At 56.4% G+C, this 17,510-nt stretch carries 12 protein-coding genes; 3 read left to right on the top strand and 9 right to left on the bottom strand.

Annotated elements, in window-relative coordinates; all coding sequences use genetic code 11:
* Positions 1 to 105 precede the first annotated feature (105 nt).
* The 6 genes from bcsC to bcsR are packed head-to-tail and all read right to left on the bottom strand — an operon-like array spanning position 106 to position 10,678.
* A complete protein-coding gene (gene bcsC, locus INF68_RS20085; protein ID WP_126786755.1) occupies positions 106 to 3,588 on the bottom strand; it encodes a cellulose synthase complex outer membrane protein BcsC in 3,483 nt (1,160 codons plus the stop codon).
* Positions 3,570 to 4,676, bottom strand: a complete 1,107-nt coding sequence (gene bcsZ / locus INF68_RS20090) for a cellulose synthase complex periplasmic endoglucanase BcsZ (RefSeq protein WP_109846197.1) — start codon at positions 4,674 to 4,676, stop codon at positions 3,570 to 3,572. The genes bcsC and bcsZ overlap by 19 nt, the downstream gene beginning before the upstream one ends.
* A gap of 6 nt (positions 4,677 to 4,682) precedes the next feature.
* A complete protein-coding gene (gene bcsB / locus INF68_RS20095; RefSeq protein ID WP_109846198.1) occupies positions 4,683 to 7,103 on the bottom strand; it encodes a cellulose biosynthesis cyclic di-GMP-binding regulatory protein BcsB in 2,421 nt (806 codons plus the stop codon).
* 10 nt (positions 7,104 to 7,113) lie between these two features.
* Complete coding sequence (gene bcsA / locus INF68_RS20100; protein ID WP_126786754.1) at positions 7,114 to 9,729, bottom strand: UDP-forming cellulose synthase catalytic subunit; 2,616 nt, start codon at positions 9,727 to 9,729, stop codon at positions 7,114 to 7,116.
* Entirely contained in the window at positions 9,726 to 10,478 is a 753-nt protein-coding gene (gene bcsQ / locus INF68_RS20105) for a cellulose biosynthesis protein BcsQ (protein ID WP_023333774.1), read from the bottom strand. Before bcsQ ends, bcsA begins: the two co-directional genes overlap by 4 nt.
* Positions 10,479 to 10,489: 11 nt before the next feature.
* Positions 10,490 to 10,678 (bottom strand): cellulose biosynthesis protein BcsR, encoded by a 189-nt coding sequence (bcsR, locus tag INF68_RS20110; protein WP_008503237.1) that lies wholly within the window; start codon positions 10,676 to 10,678, stop codon positions 10,490 to 10,492.
* 175 nt (positions 10,679 to 10,853) lie between these two features.
* Here bcsR and bcsE point away from each other — a divergent pair, with 175 nt between their 5' ends.
* From bcsE to bcsG, 3 genes are read left to right on the top strand one after another with little or no spacing between them, the layout of a single operon-like run.
* Entirely contained in the window at positions 10,854 to 12,416 is a 1,563-nt protein-coding gene (gene bcsE / locus INF68_RS20115; protein WP_045404779.1) for a cellulose biosynthesis c-di-GMP-binding protein BcsE, read from the top strand.
* Complete coding sequence (gene bcsF / locus INF68_RS20120; protein ID WP_024908822.1) at positions 12,410 to 12,607, top strand: cellulose biosynthesis protein BcsF; 198 nt, start codon at positions 12,410 to 12,412, stop codon at positions 12,605 to 12,607. Before bcsE ends, bcsF begins: the two co-directional genes overlap by 7 nt.
* Entirely contained in the window at positions 12,600 to 14,279 is a 1,680-nt protein-coding gene (gene bcsG, locus INF68_RS20125) for a cellulose biosynthesis protein BcsG (protein ID WP_193525405.1), read from the top strand. The genes bcsF and bcsG overlap by 8 nt, the downstream gene beginning before the upstream one ends.
* Positions 14,280 to 14,327: 48 nt before the next feature.
* Here the strand turns inward: bcsG and INF68_RS20130 are convergent, their stop codons facing one another.
* Genes INF68_RS20130 through murB form a run of 3 tightly spaced genes read right to left on the bottom strand, consistent with a single transcriptional unit; the run spans position 14,328 to position 17,324 of the window.
* The gene (locus tag INF68_RS20130; protein ID WP_126786752.1) at positions 14,328 to 15,320 is read right to left on the bottom strand and encodes a glycosyl hydrolase family 8; all 993 of its coding nucleotides are present in this window, start codon (positions 15,318 to 15,320) and stop codon (positions 14,328 to 14,330) included.
* A gap of 16 nt (positions 15,321 to 15,336) precedes the next feature.
* Entirely contained in the window at positions 15,337 to 16,299 is a 963-nt protein-coding gene (gene birA, locus INF68_RS20135; RefSeq protein ID WP_126786751.1) for a bifunctional biotin--[acetyl-CoA-carboxylase] ligase/biotin operon repressor BirA, read from the bottom strand.
* Positions 16,296 to 17,324: a UDP-N-acetylmuramate dehydrogenase gene (murB, locus tag INF68_RS20140; protein WP_126786750.1), complete on the bottom strand. Its 1,029-nt coding sequence runs from the start codon at positions 17,322 to 17,324 to the stop codon at positions 16,296 to 16,298. Before murB ends, birA begins: the two co-directional genes overlap by 4 nt.
* Positions 17,325 to 17,510 lie beyond the last annotated feature (186 nt).

A 17,510-nucleotide genomic window follows, 5' to 3' on the forward strand; every position in this document is an offset into this window, starting at 1 on the left:
AAACTCGAAGCGCAGGGCGCGCCAGGGTGTAAACCTGGCGCGCCTGAGTATACCCGATTGCCGCGCTATTAAGAGAGACTTACAAATGGATTAAGGAAAATCCGATTACCAGTCCGCGTAAGGGATAAGCGGCTGCGGCGGTAAGTCCATATCGCCCTGCCAGCCTGCAGCAGAGTAACGCACATAGATCAGCGCATGGCTTGGGGTATAGTCTTTCGCTTCCTGAATATCCACGCCCATGCCCACAAACCAGTTGGACGTTACGCGGCGTTCGATAATGGCCCGCGCGGTATAACCCGTGCCTGAGGAGCTGCTGCCGGTTTCCATCGCGCCCCGGTCGGTATAGCGGTCTGGCTCATCGGTCGGGATCAGGTTCTGGATCGGGTAGCGCAGCTCGTCTTTGGTTTTAGAGTGAGACCAGGACACCGAGCCGCCCAGCTCCCAGGACCAGTTCTCCGTGCGTTTACGCCAGGTCACCGGCAGTGCGAAGGAGACATACTCCTGCGGGCTGTAGTAGCCGCCCTGACCCAGGGTATAACCGCTCAGGTCTTTGTCATAGTGCCAGAGCATATTGGAGACGCCGACCGTCAGGCGCTCGTTGTTTTTATTAATGAGCTTGTAGTAGTAACCCGTCATCCAGCGGACGCGCCAGTTATCTTCCACATTTTTACCCGTCAGCGTTTCCGCGTTCAGGCTTGACCAGACGCCGTTCGCTTCCCCTTTGTCATAGCTCATGCTTACCCCGCCACCGGTGGCACGTACGCCGCCCCAGGTGGTGCCGGTGTTAGTATCTTTTTGCCCGGCGAACGCCAGCAGGGAGCTGGAGATTGGGCGGCGATGGGCGTTAACGGTATAGCCGATGGGGCCCAGATCGCTGCTGTAGCTGATACCGCCCACCACGTCGACGACGTCAAAGCCCATTGGCGTAGTGCCAATATCCATCGCCCAGGTTTTATTCTGCCAGCCGACGGCGACGCTTGCGCCATTGTCGGACTGATGGGTGTTGCCGCTACACGGCGTTTCGTAGCAGGTCCCCCATTTTGGATCGTAGGTCCCGTTATTGTTATCAAATGAACCGGCGTCCATGTTGACCAGATCGCTTCTGAAGAACATGCGCCCGTCAGACAGCGGGGCATCCACCTGCAGCATGGTGGTGTGCGCTTTCAGGTCGGAATAGCCGCCCGTGCCGCTGGAGCCCCAGTAGTCGTGCTGCAGCGTGACGTTAACATCCTGCTGACGGTACAAGTCACCGGCATCACTGCGCACGCCGCGCTTCAGCCAGTCGTCTTTTTCATCGTTACGCGTCAGACGGGTGAAACTGTCGTTGTCGGCCGGACGCGTCGTGGTGATGCCCGTCGACACCATCGCGTCTTTATAGGTTTCCAGCGCCTGCTGAGGCTGCCCGTTTTGCGCCTGGAAACGCGCGGCATCACGTAACACCAGCGCGTTTTCCATGGAGCCGGGCTGCGATTTAGCCTGCGGAATGATTTTGTTGAAGGTCTGTTCTGCGGCAGCGGAATCGCCCAGACCTGCCTGCGCCATCGCGATCCGGCGCTGCATGTTGAGCGACAGCGGCTGGCCGTTTTGCGCGGCGGGTAGTTTCGCCAGCTCTGCGCGCGCAGCGTCTTTGTCGCCTTGTGCACTGTAGATTTCGGTCAGGCCGAGGATCGCGTCTTCGTTCTGCGGTTCACGCTGCAGAACGGCGCTGTACGTCGTTTTCGCCGACGCCAGATCGCCACGCTGCTGCGCCCAGTCCGCCAGCGTCAGGTCGATGCGGGTGGAGGTTGGCTGCTGACGCAGAAGGTTTTCCGCCTCCTGCTCTTTGCCGCTGTCGCGCAGACGGTTGGCGGTTTCCAGCACCTGGTTGCTTTGCAGGCGGTCGGCAAGCTCCTGAATATTGCCGTTCCACTGGCTGCGCGGCAGCGTGTCCAGATGCGCCAGCGCGGCGCGGTCCTGATCGTTACCGGAAAGGTAGAGCCCGTTGGCATAAACCTGATCCGGGTCGGACGGTTTCTGGCTGGCGAGCTGACGCATCAGGGTATCCGCCTGGCTGCGCTGACCCGCGCTGTAGAGATCGCGCGAGAGACGATAGGTTATCCACACGTCGCCGGGAGAGAGTGCCAGACGACGACGCTGAATCTCTGCCGCCTGGGCGTATTTCCCCTGATTCTCCAGCTGTTCTGCCTGAGCGGAGAGCTGCTCGTTGGTCAGGCTGCGTTCAATATCATCAATGCTCCGACGCTGGCTGGCGGAGAGAGACTGGATAAACTGCGAGGCCTTCTCCGGGGACTGCGCGCGGTAAATATTGGCCAGGCCGCGGACCGCATTACTGTTGCCGCTGTCCATACGCAGCGCCTGGCGATAGTAACGTTCCGCCGCGTCGTTATCTTTACGCGCCGCGGCGGCATCGCCCAGCCCCAGCACCGCATAACTGTCGGTATTGTCGATACCGCGCGCCTGCTGATAGTAACGCTCCGCCTGCGCAGGGTTATTCGCCTTCAGGGCCGCATCGCCCTGCTGGATCAGCAGCCAGTAGCGGTTGACCTTCAGCAGACTGTCCCATTTACCCCGGTTATCGCTCTGGGGATCGAGGGCAATCGCCTTTTCAAACTGCGCCACCGCGCGGGCGCGGTCGCCTTTCTGGGAATAAGCCTGGCCAAGGGCACCCACCGCTTCACTGTCGGCATGGTTGGCGCTGACGGCTTTTTGCAGCTCAGCCACCGCCTTACTCCCCTGCCCGGCATCCACCGCCGCCAGCCCTTCCGCTTTCGCGCGGAACGCCGGGTCAGCGAGCTGTTTTTGCTGTTCTTCGAGCTGCGCACGCGCCGCCGCGACGCTATCGCCGTCACTGAATACGCTCAGGTATTTTTGCAGCGCGCTGATGCTGGCGCTGCTGGCAGGCTGGCCTTTGATTTGGTCGTACCACATATCAGACGCCTGGCTGCGCCCGTTGGTCGATTTAGCCATCTCCTGCAATACCGCAAAGCCTTCATCACGGCGTCCGCTCTGGAACAAAAGCTGGGACAGCGTTGCCTGCAGCTGCGTATTTCCGGGGCTGCTGGTGTTGATTTTCTTGAGCTGGTTAATGGCCGCATTCCGGCGAGCAGGATCTTTCGCGACCACATTCCAGTATTCCGTCGCCACGTCGCCGCCCGGCGGGTTGCCGTCAAACAGCTTGTCATAGGCTGCAATCGCCTCCTGCGTGTGTCCCGTGGTGGCGAGCAAACGCGCCTGCTGGAGCTGCTGGCGGCCATCCGGCGTGGACAGCAGCATCGTGTTGCGTGATGACTGGTATGCACTCGAGCCCGGCGCGATCCCTTTCAGACGATCCAGCTCTTTTTGCGCACCGGCGTTATCGCCCTGGCGCAGCAGGTAGCGAAAGCGTGCGGCAATGACGTCAGGGTTGTTGGGGTCAATCAGCTCCAGACGATAAAGCGACTGACGAACCAAATCCTCACGCTGTGTCGATTCGCCCAGCCGAACCTGTTCCAGCAGCTGTTTCTGCTGCGGAGAGTTGGCGGCCTCAGCCATCGGCATCAGTGCCAGGCCAAGCGATAAAGTGAGTAGATTTACTGTGAACTTGCGCATTCCTGGCCCCAATCCGGTATTAATTCACCTTTTGCGGTGAAGCGAAAACGATGCTGATCCCATCCTTGCCCAAAGAGAGTCAGCACGTAGCTGTAATAGGCATTATTATCGGGAAAATGGTCTGCAACGCGCTGGCGCTGAACCGCCTGGGCATCACGTTGTTGTAAAAACGGCAGCATGGCGGCAGAGAACCCGACCGGACCATTCCCGGTGCGTTTACCCGTCGCCACATCCACTTTCTCCGGCGGCACACCCCGTTTCATTGTCTTTGCCGCCATCGGCTGGAAGCGCGTCAGCAGCCGGGCTTTCTGAGGATCTTTATCACTCATCATTCCCACCCAGAGATAAACGCGGATGGCGTCGTAGCCGCCCACCAGCGATTTATCCTGCTGTAACCGCCAGCCTTTGTTTTTCTGATACTGAACCCAGTCCGGCGAAAAACCTTTCGGCGCGCTCTCCAGCAGCAGACGCTGATTGGTTTCACGAAGCTGGGTCCACGGGGGACCAAAGCGCGTGAAATAACTCGCTAACTGCGGAGGAAGATAGCTGGGGTTAAAACGCCAGACGTTTTCATCGGCAAAACCGACTTTACCGGGAAGCAGCATTGCGCCGAGCCCCGGCACTTTCACCACTTCCTCACTGACAATGCGTTTCAGCAGCGCCTTACCCGTGCGTGTATAGTCCGGATGTTTCCACAACCGGCCCGCTTCGAGCAGAGACCAGGCGATCCAGACATCGGCGTCAGAGGCGGAGTTGGTATCAATCACCGCCCACGTCTCTTTATCTTTCTGGCCCCATAGCCAGGCGGGCAGGTTGTCGTTGAGATTGCCGCTGGCAAGATTATCGCGCGTCCAGGTCAGCAGCTGGTCAAACGCGCTGCGATCGTTCGCCGTAAGGGCAAAGAACAAGGCGTAGCTTTGCCCTTCCGAGGTCGTAATTTTGCGCGTGTCGCTGGGATCAACGACACGCCCGCCCTCACTGATGTAGTCCTTTTTAAACTGCTCCCAGGCAGGCCAGGTACAGGCGGCGCGAAGAGGAAGCACCGCCAGCATCACCGCTGCTAATACACACCAGCGAAAGGCTTTCATCACATCTTACTCATCCGGGTTCAGGCGACGACGGCTGATGATTCGCAGCAGACGCCACAGCACCCATGCCAGCAAGACCACGCTGACCGCCGCCAGGATGGCGAGCAGAACCGGATGGTTAGCCAGCGCATACCACAGGCGTTCGAACCACGGCAGATGGCCCACGTAGTACACGTCGCCCACGCGCAGGCTATTGACGCCAGACTCACGGATCACCGAAACGGAACCAAACATCGCGGCACGTTTACCGCTGTCGTTCATGGCCGTATTGAGCAGTTCATACCCGCGTGGGCTATCCGCCAGGAGAGCCACCACGCTACGCTGTTCGTTGTAAGGTGACTGGAAGCCCACCACCGCGGCCATTGCCCCCTGAGACGTTACGGTCGTCTGCGCGCTGGCCTGACGGTCGTTCATATCCGGCATAATGCTCGGGAACTCGGTCTGACGCAGCGGCGTGTTAACCCAGGACTGGGCCGCTTTCACCAGCAGGTCGATACGTTTGTCATCCTTCAGCTTATCCGGAATGGTACCGATCACCATGATGTCAGCGTCTTTGTTCTGAATCTGGCTGCCATCGTCCGTCAACGTGACGTTAATCGCTGGTAATCCCGTCTGCCCCCCAACGGTCGCCATGGTATCCAGCAGGGTCGTGACCTGCCCTTCGCTTGGCGCTTTTGGCATCACAACGATGGACTCAGAGAGATCGGCCATGCGGCTGAACGGGAAGCCCGCGTTAGCAAAGGCGCGCAGATCCGGCATCGCCAGGAAGTGATAGTACTTCGAGAAGTCGATGGTCGACTCATCGCCAATCACAACGTGGTTCTGTACGGGCTGGAAGGTGATGCAGTTTTCCGCCGAGCCGCCAGGCATCGGGTTCATGTACTGGAAGTCGAAGCGCAGCTGGTTTATCGCACCCAGCTTCAGTGCCGGGATTGAGACATCCGTTTTGCCATCCAGAAGACCCTGCAGCACCGGCAGGCGAAGCATCAGGCGGTTAGTATCCTGCGTGCTTTGCAGGCTGAAGGATTGCAGGAACTGGTTGTTCAGGCTGATATCCATGCGCGAGCTGTCTTTGGTCGCTGGCGCGGTATAGCGGTAGTTCAGATTGATATCAATGCCGTTGGTGCGCAGCAGATACAGATCCGGCGGCAGATTCAGTGACAGGCTAATCGGCGCTGGCTCAAGCCCCGTCGCCTGCAGCTGTTCTTCATAGGTTTTCAGCTCGCCAAATGTCACCGCCCGGTCGGTACGCACCCAGTTTGGCGCATCATAAGGTTTACGCGCCAGCAGCGGTTTCACCTCATCCACCACCACGCTGTCACCGCGGAAAAGGACGTTGCCCTGGGCAATGGCTTTTGCGGCCTGCACCAGATCTTTATCGTCGCGGCCAAAGACCACCAGCAGCTTCACGTACGGGTTTTCCGGATGGCTTATCATCTCAACAGTTGGCGCTTTGACGTCCGGATGATCGCGCAGGAAGGCCGGGCGTTTCGCGTTGGTCGCAAACACAATGGCATTTCTGTCCGGCAGTTTGTCATACATCGCCGGGAAGCTCTGTCCACGCCAGCCGGCACGTGAACCAAACCAGGACGCCACAATAGTGGCCGCCAGCTGCTCGGTCACGTCCGGGGATGATGCAAACACCATCGGCAGCGTGAGCGGACGGTTATCACGCGGATCGAAGAACGGAACCGGGAATGCCGAGAGATCGTTTTTCAGCGCCAGCGACTGGTAGGTCATCTGCAGCGAGGAGTTACGCCCGACGTCCATCCACAGCGTGTTGCTGGCCGGGTTTTCGCAGACATCGCGGTAGTGGCCGACAAATTCCAGACGGATACGGTTAAAGTCGGTGATGAACAGCGGGTTGATCGGCACCTGCGCCTGGGTTTTCTTGCCCAGCTGCTCTTTGGTGACCGGCAGTACGTCCATCAGCTCATCATTCAGGTAAACCTTCAGCTGAGACTGTGTCGGCAGCAGGGACGGCGACGGCGTGTATTCAAGGTTCAGCACCGCATTAGAGACGACCTCATCGCTGCGCATGCCAAACTCAATGCCGCCGTTAGGGTTGATGCCGCGCAGCACCATACTCCCCGGAGGCGGTGCAATTTGCGCGAAGGTCAGCTTCACGTCCCGCGACGGCGCATTGTCCGCAACGACGGGCGCATTCGCCCCCCGGACGCCCGGCATCACCTGCCCGATGACCTGGCCGTCTGCCGGCAGGGTGTTCCCCTCCGTTGGCTGGTTCGGCATGATATTTTCTGTTTGACCAGGTGCCGCGGTGACAACCGGATCGGTTGCCTGCGCGACGACAGGTACCGTTGGCGCAGGCGTTGCCGCCGCGTTACCAGGAGCTGCGTTAGCCATTGTTGCGGGGAGGACATTCATCCCCATTGCCACTGCACATAACCAGGAAAGTTTTGTTTTCATCGCGTTATCATCATTGTTGAGCCATAACCGGGTCCGCCTGCTTCGCCTCATCCCGCTCAGGACGACGAGGAATGAACGACACGACCCAGGAAACCAGCGAAGTAAGTGACCGGAAAATTAATTTCACCGACGACGGGGCGAATTCTGCAAGGTGACGATAGCCACGGAACCCCAGCTTCAGAATATCCAGCAGGCTTTCCAGAGGTTTATCTTCCGGGAAGCTGTCCTGCCAGAGAGCCCACGTATCCGCGCGGGCAAACGTACACTGCACAAAATCGATATGTTGCTTTTTGGTCAACGGCATCAGCTGCAAACCGACTTCATTGCCCGCCACGCGCACAACCTGCGTCGGGAAGACATACTCCTGCTGGCCGCGCTTAAGCAGCAGGTTAACTTTCTGGCCTTCCAGCACCTTCGCCTGGCCGTTGATTTTGATCCCCAGACCACCGTCAGAGAAGTCGTGCACGGTACAGGAGAAGAGATGGCCATCTTCACGGGCGATCGCCGCAGGCATGCAGATTTCAACGCGATGCGCACGACGAACCTGCTTGCTCTCCACCGACACCGCTACCGCGCCGCCGAGGATAATCAGGTTGTAGAAGACCCAGGCCATACTCACAAAGACGGTCAGGATTTCGTTTTCCGGGCCGTAGAAGTAACGCCAGATACCGGCGATGACGCCAACGATATTCAGCAATACCAGGAAGATATACGGACGGGAAATCACCCAGTCGACGTACTCTTCTTCTACAAGGCCGCCCTTGGCGGTGACGTTAAATTTCCCTTTGTGCGGGTTAATCAGCGCCACCATCGTCGGCGGCGCGATATACCAGGCCAGCACCGTTTCGTAGATTTCACTCCAGAAGGAATGGCGGTATTTACCCTGTATCTTCGAGTTCGTCAGGCTCGCGTGGATCATGTGCGGCAGAACAAACAGCGCAATCATCAGCGCCGGGGCGTAAATGATATAAGCGTGAAGGAGCAGGAACGCCAGCGGCGCGGTCAGGAAGATCAGCCGCGGGATGCCGGATAAGAAGTGGAACATGGCGTTAACGTAGCAGAGACGTTGCGCCAGCTTGAGCCCTTTCCCAATCAGTGGGTTATCGAGACGGAAAATCTGCACCATGCCGCGCGCCCAGCGAATACGCTGACCAATGTGCGCCGACAGAGACTCCGTTGCCAGACCGGCAGCCTGCGGAATACGCATATACGCCGAGGTATAGCCACGACGGTGCAGGCGCAAAGAGGTGTGCGCATCTTCAGTGACCGTTTCGACGGCGATACCGCCAATTTCATCCAGCGGCTTACGGCGGATAACCGCACAGGAACCGCAGAAGAAGGTGGCATCCCACATGTCGTTTCCGTCCTGCACCAGGCCATAGAACAGCGTGCCTTCGTTCGGGGTTTTGCGGAAGCGGCCAAGGTTACGTTCAAACGGATCCGGCGAGAAGAAGTGGTGCGGCGTCTGCATCATCGCCAGCTCTTTCTCCTTCAGGAACCAGCCCATGGTCATCTGCAGGAACGAGCGCGTCGGCACGTGGTCACAGTCAAAGATCGAGACAAACTCCCCTGTGGCATACTTCAACGCGTTGTTGATGTTCCCGGCTTTCGCATGCTCGTGAGTCGGACGGGCGATGTACTCGACGCCAACCTCTTCTGCGAACTGGCGGAACGCCGGACGGTTGCCGTCATCCAGGATCCAGACCTTGAGCTTGTCTTTCGGCCAGTCGATGCCCAGCGCGGCATAAATGGTATTTTTCACCACGCTCAGATCTTCGTTGTAGGTCGGTACAAAGAGATCAACAGACGGCCACTGCGCGGTGTCTTTAGGCAGCGGAACCGGCTGGCGGTTGAGCGGCCAAATGACCTGGAAATAGCCCAGCACCAGCACGATCCAGGCGTAGGTTTCGGCAAACAGCAGCACCAGGCCGCACACCAGGCTGACCGGGTCGTCCCAGTTCAGGGTTGAGGTATAACGCCACCAGATGTAGCGACAGGAGACGGTCAACGACAGCACAATCAGCATCAGCGCCGAGAAGCGGCCCGGAATACGGCGGACCAGCAGCGCCACGCCCCACAGCAGTATCAGGAAGGTGAACTGTGCCAGAGGGTTGAAAGGTTGCGTAATACAGACCAGCGCCAGAATGAGCGAGAACACGACGATCACGCCGAGGATAAAACGCCGCAGGCCCGGGTGAAGATGCCCGAGCTCTTTATGGTTATCCAGATGGCTGGTCTTATCGCTTACGCTGTTGGGCAGTCTGTCCAGCCACTGGTGGTAGCTCTCACGTAACTGCTGGACGCGGGAGAAGCTGCGCCAGTGCGGCGTTATTTTCTCTGAGCGGGATGACGTGACCACCAGCCAGATGGCCTGAATGAGATAGCGCGCCGGATCCAAAGGACGCGGCCGGTTGGGATTAATGTGCGGATACAGCTCACTGTGCCGGGCACGTATGCTCTGCCAGCGCGGGTGTTCGAGTGGAATAAACATCCAGGCCAGAATCATCCAGAAACAGCCGAGCGCGGCGCTGAATGCCGAAGCACCGTGCCGGCGGAAATGCCGGTAATGTTCGCTCAAACGCGAACTGACCGGTGGGATGAGTAACCAGCTGGCGAGACGACTCATACAGAACTCCCTGCATGCTCCGCCCTGTTGGCGAAGTTCAGCAGACACCAGTTAGCCAGCGTCAGGATCTCTTCTGCCGCCAGTGAATCGCTGCGGTATTCGCCGAGCGGTTGCTTAGACGCAAGGCATTCCGCCATCCCCTCATCACGATGGATGACAATGGGAAGCAGACGGCGCTGGCTTTGCAGCCAGACCTGATACAGATCGTCCTGGATCTGGCTGCCAATGCGCAAATCGTTAATCAGAAGGTGAGCGTTCTGAGGCAGCCCCTGCTGATGCAGGCGGATATGGCAGTTCGCATCGACGTTGACGATGGAAAGTATATGATCGCACTGGGCGATAAGCTGTCGGGTCAGCGTGCCGGCGCCGTGCGGCAGATCCAGCAGGATCCACTTGTAGTGTCCCTTTTCTTTCAGGGTTTGCAGCGCCAGCGTGAACTGCGAAAACAGGCGCTGATACGCGGCTTCATTCTCGCGTTCCGTGGTGGTCAGTTGCCCAAACGGCAGCAGATCGAGCTGGGAGGTATAGCGCATCCCTGCATCCTGCCAGTCTTTATCATCAAGCAGTGCCCGGGCCCAGCCCTCTTCACGAGAAAAGTCGACGTTAAACGACATACGCAACAAATTATCGGCGCAGGCGTCAATAACCAGCACCGATTCACCTAAAAGCTGTAATGACCACGCCAGCGCCGCGGTAACTGATGTGGTACCCACACCGCCACGGACACCCTGTAATCCGAGTATGGCCATCAATGGCTCCCTTATTGTTGATGGGCGAATTCAGCTAATAACGGCCAGCGTTTAATAGCCGCAGCCAACTGTTCCCGCTGGGAAATATCGGTGTAATCTATTTCAGGTAAAGAAAAGGCCTGCGTCAGCGCCAGAAAATCGTTTTGGAATGTGTAACCCAGAGTCGAGTCGACTGGGGTTCCAGGTTCGTTATTATCCATTCTTTTTCCATCCCTTTAAGTAAAATCGCACGCTAAAGAAGTTGCGGGGCTTCCTGCCCTGACAAATTTCATTTACATGCTAAATCTGATGTTCTTTAATTTCAATGTTAGGTTTATTTCTACGCTTTCGCTAGTAAACTGAGATACAGATAAATTAGACGAAAAGAGGGACACCGTGGACTCCATATTTTCTATTGGCATCCAGTCATTATGGGACGAATTGAGCCACATGCCAGTCGGAGGAGTCTGGTGGATTAATACGGACCGTAATGAAGATGCTATCAGTCTGGTAAACCAGACAATTGCTGCTCAGGATAAGGATTCCCGCGTGGCCGTCATTAGCATGGGCGAAGATCCGAAGAAAATTATTACGCTTGAAAGTGGTCGCGGCCCCCAGACGGTGCGATTATTTTCCATGACATCGGAAGCCGATAGTCTATACTTTTTGTCCCGCGACGTTCAGTGCTCTATTGATCCGGATCACTATTTAGTGATTCTGAAATGCGCAAATAACGTCCTGCAAAATATGCCCGCTGAAAAACTGCTACCTTGGCTGGAAAAAATCAATAAATGGGCAAAATTTCAAAATTGCACGCTATTGATAGTCAATCCCGGCAGTAATAATGACAAGCTGTTTTCACTTTTAATGGGCGAATATCGCTCCCTGTTCGGCCTGGCAAGCGTTCGTGACCAGGCGGGCAGCTATCTCTACGATATTGCATTCTGGTGTAATGAAAAAGGCGTGAGTGCCAGGCAACAGCTTACGCTGAAACATATCGAGGGCGAGTGGCACCTGGCGCAGCAGGAAGAAACCGTGGTGCAGCCGCGCAGTGATGAAAAACGCATCCTGAGCCATATCGCGGTTTTAGAGGGGGCACCCGCCCTGTCGGAAAACTGGACGCTGTTTGAATCTAACGAAGCCCTTTTCCATGAAGCCCGCACAACCCAGGCGGCAACCCTTATTTTCTCGCTGATGCAGAATAACCAGATTGAGACGCTGGCACGGCAAATCCACACCTTACGCCGCCAGCGCGGCAGTGCGTTGAAAATCATCGTGCGCGAAAATAATACCAGCCTGCGCGCCACCGATGAGCGCCTGCTTCTGGGCTGCGGCGCCAATATGGTTATTCCCTGGAATGCGCCGTTGTCACGCTGCCTGACGCTTATCGAAAGCGTTCAGGGCCAGCAGTTTAGCCGCCACGTACCGGAAGATATTTCCACGCTGCTCTCCATGACGCAGCCGATGAAGCTGCGTGGGTACCAAAAATGGGATACCTTCTGCGACGCCGTGGGCAACATGATGAACAACACGCTTCTACCTGCTGATGGAAAAGGGGTTATGGTTGCCCTGCGTCCTGTACCGGGTATTCGCGTTGAACAGGCTCTCACCTTATGTCGCCCGAACCGTACAGGGGACATCATGACCATTGGCGACAATCGCCTGGTGCTGTTTTTGTCCTTCTGCCGGGTAAACGATCTCGATACGGCGCTTAACCACATCTTCCCCCTGCCTACAGGGGATATTTTCTCGAACCGTATGATTTGGTTCGAAGATAATACGATTAGCGCGGAGCTGGTGCAGATGCGTGCGCTCCAGCCTGAACAATGGGCCAAACCGCTCGCAATCAAGAGCGATGCCAAACCGATTCTCAATGCCAGACATGATGGACACGTCTGGCGTCGGGTTCCGGAACCCCTTCGCTTATTAACAGACAACGCGGAGAACGCATCATCATGAACATCAGCGATATCATTCAACTGGTTATATTCTGTGCGCTGATCTTTTTCCCGCTTGGCTACTATGCGCGCCATTCCATACGCCGTATCCGTGATACGGCCAGAGTGCTGTTTATTAAACCTCGCTATGTAAAACCAGCCGGAACACTGACACGGGCATCACACGTCAAGGCAGACCGAAAACATGACTAATTCTACCTATACCGCTTCGTCACCCTCGCCGCTCTGGCAATACTGGCGCGGCCTTTCCGGCTGGAACTTCTACTTTCTGGTGAAGTTTGGCCTGCTGTGGGCAGGCTATCTGAATTTCCATCCCCTTCTCAACCTGGTGTTTATGGCCTTCCTGCTGATGCCGCTGCCGAATATCAGGCTACATCGCTTACGCCACTGGGTCGCTATACCTGTCGGCTTTGCGCTGTTCTGGCATGATACCTGGCTACCGGGGCCGGACAGCATTATGAGCCAGGGGTCCCAAGTGGCGGGCTTTAGCGCCAGCTATGTCCTCGATCTTACCGAGCGCTTTATTAACTGGCAGATGATTGGCGCGGTGTTTGTTCTGCTGGTTGCCTGGCTGTTCCTGTCGCAGTGGATCCGCGTCACGGTGTTTGTCGTCGCGATTATGATCTGGCTTAACGTGCTGACGCTGGCTGGGCCGAACTTTTCGCTGTGGCCTGCCGGTCAACCGACCACCACGGTGACTACCACAGGGGGAAGCGCGGCGGCAACCGTCACAACGGCAGGCGATACGCCTGTGGTGGGCGATATCCCAACCCAGACCGCACCGCCAACCTCAACCAACCTGAACGCCTGGCTCTCCAGTTTCTATACCGCGGAAGACAAGCGACAGACTAAATTCCCGGATGCGCTGCCGGCGGATGCTCAGCCGTTTGAACTTCTGGTGATCAACATCTGCTCTCTCTCCTGGGCTGACGTGGACGCCGCCGGTTTGATGTCTCATCCGCTGTGGTCACACTTCGATATTCAGTTTAAAGATTTCAACTCTGCCACCTCGTACAGCGGCCCGGCGGCGATCCGCCTGCTGCGTGCAAGCTGCGGTCAGACATCGCATAAAAACCTGTATCAACCCGCCGGCAACCAGTGTTATCTGTTCGATAACCTCGCAAAGCTGGGCTTTACGCAGCACCTGATGCTGGGGCATAACGGCCAGTTCGGTAACTTCCTGAAAGAGGTGCGCGAACAGGGCGGCATGCAGGCACCGCTGATGGATCAAACCGGTCTTCCTGTCTCTCTGCTGGGCTTCGACGGTTCGCCCGTTTATGACGATACTGCCGTCCTGCAGCGCTGGCTGCAGACCATCGAAAAAGACAGTAATTCGCGCAGCGCGACGTTCTTTAACACCCTGCCGCTCCACGACGGTAACCATTTCCCGGGCGTGAGCAAAACGGCTGATTATAAAGTGCGTGCGCAGAAGTTCTTTGACGAGCTGGACGCGTTCTTCACGGAGCTGGAAAAATCAGGCCGTAAAGTGATGGTGGTTGTGGTGCCTGAGCACGGTGGTGCGCTGAAAGGTGACAGAATGCAGGTGTCGGGTCTGCGTGATATCCCAAGCCCATCCATCACTAACGTGCCTGCAGGCATTAAATTCTTTGGGATGAAGGCACCGCATCAGGGCGCACCGATTGAGATTACACAGCCAACCAGCTATCTGGCGATCTCAGAACTGGTTGCCCGCGCCGTTGACGGGAAGCTGTTTGTGGAAGATAGCGTGAACTGGGATCAGCTCACCAGCAAACTGCCGCAAACGGCAGAAGTCTCAGAGAACGCTAACGCGGTCGTCATTCAGTATCAAAACAAACCTTACGTTCGCCTGAACGGCGGGGATTGGGTACCGTATCCGCAGTAACACGGTATGACGTCCCTCTTCCCATCGGGGAGAGGGACAATGTCGACATTATTGCTGGGCGATCCACACCAGCATTTTCAGACTTGCTGAATAGTAGTCGTCTTTAGCGGTGATTTCGGGTTCACCGGAAGACTGCCCCATCGTGAAATCACGTACAGCCAGCAGGCCGCCTTCCATCATGTAGGGCGCATATTCGTTGGTCGTCACGTTAACCCAGGCGGGCGTTTTTTCCCGGGGAAACTGTCCGAACCAGGCCTTCCACGGCGTCAGCAGCGGGCTTTGCTTATCAGACCAGGCAACGTACAGCGGAACACGAATCGCGTCATAGCTCATTCGCGGTGGCCAGCCTTTTGCGGGAGCCAGCTTGCCACCTGATGCCAGTGAAACCCAGTCAGTGGGCAGATTCGCTTTACCCGAGCCCATTTTCCCCAGCAGGCGTTTCCCGTCCTTAATCAAATCGCGCCAGACCGGCAAATGACTGCGTCTGGAGAAGGCCTGCCAGGCCGGAAACACGAAATAGGAAGGATTGAGGACCACTTCCCCCTCAAGCTTAAACCCCTGGACGCCGGGCAGCATCACGCGGTAACCGGCATAGCGGATCACGCTGTGGTCAATCAGTGCTTTTGTAATTGCATCCGATGCGTCGCTGTAGCGTTTGTCATGCCAGCGGGCGTCGGCTTTCAGCAACGCCCAGGCAATCAGCACGTCGCCATCTGCAGCGTTGTTTTTGTCGGCGACCGGGTTGGACTCTGCGGGATTATAGCGCCAGTAAAACAGACCATTTTCTTTGTTCTTCAGCTGACTGTCTGTCCATTGCCAGAGCTTATCGAACGTGGCTTTATCGTCGTTGGCTACCGCCATCAGCATGGCAAAACCCTGACCTTCCGTATGCGACACGCCGCCATTACCGGTATCAACAATGCGGCCTTCCGGTTTGAAAAAGCGGGCCTTGTAACTCTCCCAGGCACGATCCGCATGAGAGAGAGGCGAGAACAGCAGACTCATCATGACGGCCAGCGTTGCGCACACGGGTTTTCGCATAATTAACTCGATCCGGTTATTCGGCACTTCGCAGTGAAATCTCACCGCCCATCCAGGGTTTAGTCACGCCATCCTGCTCCAGGAGCAGCGCGCCCTGTGCGTCAATACCGCGTGAAGTCCCGTAGATCTCTTTATCACCAATCAGCAGTTTCACCGGGCGGTTAATGAAGTTATCCAGCTTTTCCCAACGAGACAGGAACGGTGCCAGCCCTTCCTGCTCAAAAAGCGTGAGTGAACTGCGCAACTCTTTAATCATACGCACGGCAAGAGTGTTACGATCGATGACGATCCCCGCCTCCTGGAGGTTAGTCCAGGCCTGATTCACCACATTATTTTGTACATTGCGCATCACCATGTTGAGGCCTGCGCCAATGACGATTTGCGCCGCATCGCCCGTTTTTCCCGTCAGTTCGACCAGAATGCCGGCAAGTTTACGATCGTTGAGGTAGAGGTCATTAGGCCACTTAACACGTACTTTATCCGCCCCCAAATCGTGTAGCACTTCCGCCATGACGATGCCGATGACCAGACTCAGGCCAATAGCAGCGGCCGGGCCCTGATCGAGTCGCCAGTACATAGACAAATACAGGTTAGCGCCAAATGGCGAAAACCATTTGCGACCGCGACGGCCGCGACCGGCCTGTTGATATTCAGCAACGCAGGCATCGCCGGATGTCAGCTCAGGCAGACGATCCAGAAGATACTGGTTCGTCGAATCAATCACCGGCAGCACCGCAACATTGCCGTGTCCGATCTGGCTGCGGATCGTTTCTTCATTCAGCAATTGAATCGGCTCCGGCAGGCTGTAGCCTTTTCCGGGAACCGTGAACACATCAACACCCCAGTCGCGAAGCGTATGGATATGTTTATTGATAGCAGCACGGCTCATGCCAAGCTGTTCACCCAGCTGCTCGCCAGAATGAAACTCACCGTCAGCAAGGATGCCAATCAGGGTTAAGGGAATGGTATTGTCCTTCACGCGATAGCCTCCACGGCATTAACTTCACCTGTGCAGCCAATGAAGCGAACTTCTGGCTCCAGCCAGACGTTAAATTTTTCGCCCACACGCTGACGAACATAATGAGCCAGCTGTACAACATCATCGCTGGTCGCATCGCGCTGATTAATCAGCACCAGAGCCTGCTGCTGGTGAACGGCAGCACCGCCTACTGAAGTGCCTTTTAGCTGGCATTGATCGATAAGCCATCCTGCGGCAAGCTTCACGCTGCCATCCGCCTGAGGGTAATGTGGCGCGGCTGGCCATCCTTCAAGAAAGACTTTTGCATTTTCGCTGCTGATAACCGGGTTTTTGAAGAAACTTCCTGCGTTTCCGTTTACTTTTGGATCGGGAAGTTTGGTCATCCGCATATGGCAAACGGAATCAAAAACGTCGCGGGCGGTTACGGTAGCCGGATCGAGACGCGTTAAATCTCCGTAGGTCAACACGGGCTGCCAGTTCTTCAACAGGCGCAGGCCCACGGCGACAATCACGTAGCGATCCTGATATTCATGCTTGAAGATACTGTCACGATAGCCAAACCGGCACTGTTCCGCCGTTAAACGCTTAGCCGTTCCGGTCGCCAGTTCGATGCAGTCGACATATTCGCAGACATGTTTCAGTTCGATGCCGTAGGCACCGATATTTTGAATAGGTGACGATCCGGCGCAGCCTGGAATAAGCGCAAGGTTTTCCAGGCCCGGCATCCCTTTTTCGAGGGTGAATTGCACCAGATGATGCCAGTTTTCACCGGCCCCCACGTGCAGGTGCCAGCTATCGGCACGCTCTTCAACATCAATCCCCATGATGCGGTTAACGATCACCGTTCCCGCAAAATCATCGAGAAACAGGACATTACTTCCTTCGCCCAGAATCAGTACGGGTTCGTTATTTTCTGTTGCGCTTTGCCATGCATCCAGCAGTTGCTGTGCATTATCGGCACGAACAATTTGTTTAGCATTGCGTTGAATGCCAAAGGTATTCCAGGGCTTAAGGGAGTGGTTCATAGACGCTATCCTGATGCAAAAACGCAGGTAGTTTACCGTATAAGCAGGGCGTTGGGGGATTAGTTTGTGCAGCGTATAAACGCAAAAAGGCCATCCTTTCGGATGGCCTCTCTACTTATTTGATGCCTGGCAGTTCCCTACTCTCACATGGGGAGACCCCACACAACCATCGGCGCAACGGCGTTT

The organism is Enterobacter cloacae complex sp. P16RS2 (assembly GCF_014982155.1).
GTDB lineage: Bacteria > Pseudomonadota > Gammaproteobacteria > Enterobacterales > Enterobacteriaceae > Enterobacter > Enterobacter cloacae_M.

Coding starts and splice junctions, on each gene's coding strand:
- bcsC (WP_126786755.1), bottom strand. CDS start 3,588: ATGCGCAAGTTCACAGTAAATCTACTCACTTTATCGCTTGGCCTGGCA.
- bcsZ (WP_109846197.1), bottom strand. CDS start 4,676: ATGAAAGCCTTTCGCTGGTGTGTATTAGCAGCGGTGATGCTGGCGGTG.
- bcsB (WP_109846198.1), bottom strand. CDS start 7,103: ATGAAAACAAAACTTTCCTGGTTATGTGCAGTGGCAATGGGGATGAAT.
- bcsA (WP_126786754.1), bottom strand. CDS start 9,729: ATGAGTCGTCTCGCCAGCTGGTTACTCATCCCACCGGTCAGTTCGCGT.
- bcsQ (WP_023333774.1), bottom strand. CDS start 10,478: ATGGCCATACTCGGATTACAGGGTGTCCGTGGCGGTGTGGGTACCACA.
- bcsR (WP_008503237.1), bottom strand. CDS start 10,678: ATGGATAATAACGAACCTGGAACCCCAGTCGACTCGACTCTGGGTTAC.
- bcsG (WP_193525405.1), top strand. CDS start 12,600: ATGACTAATTCTACCTATACCGCTTCGTCACCCTCGCCGCTCTGGCAA.
- INF68_RS20130 (WP_126786752.1), bottom strand. CDS start 15,320: ATGCGAAAACCCGTGTGCGCAACGCTGGCCGTCATGATGAGTCTGCTG.
- murB (WP_126786750.1), bottom strand. CDS start 17,324: ATGAACCACTCCCTTAAGCCCTGGAATACCTTTGGCATTCAACGCAAT.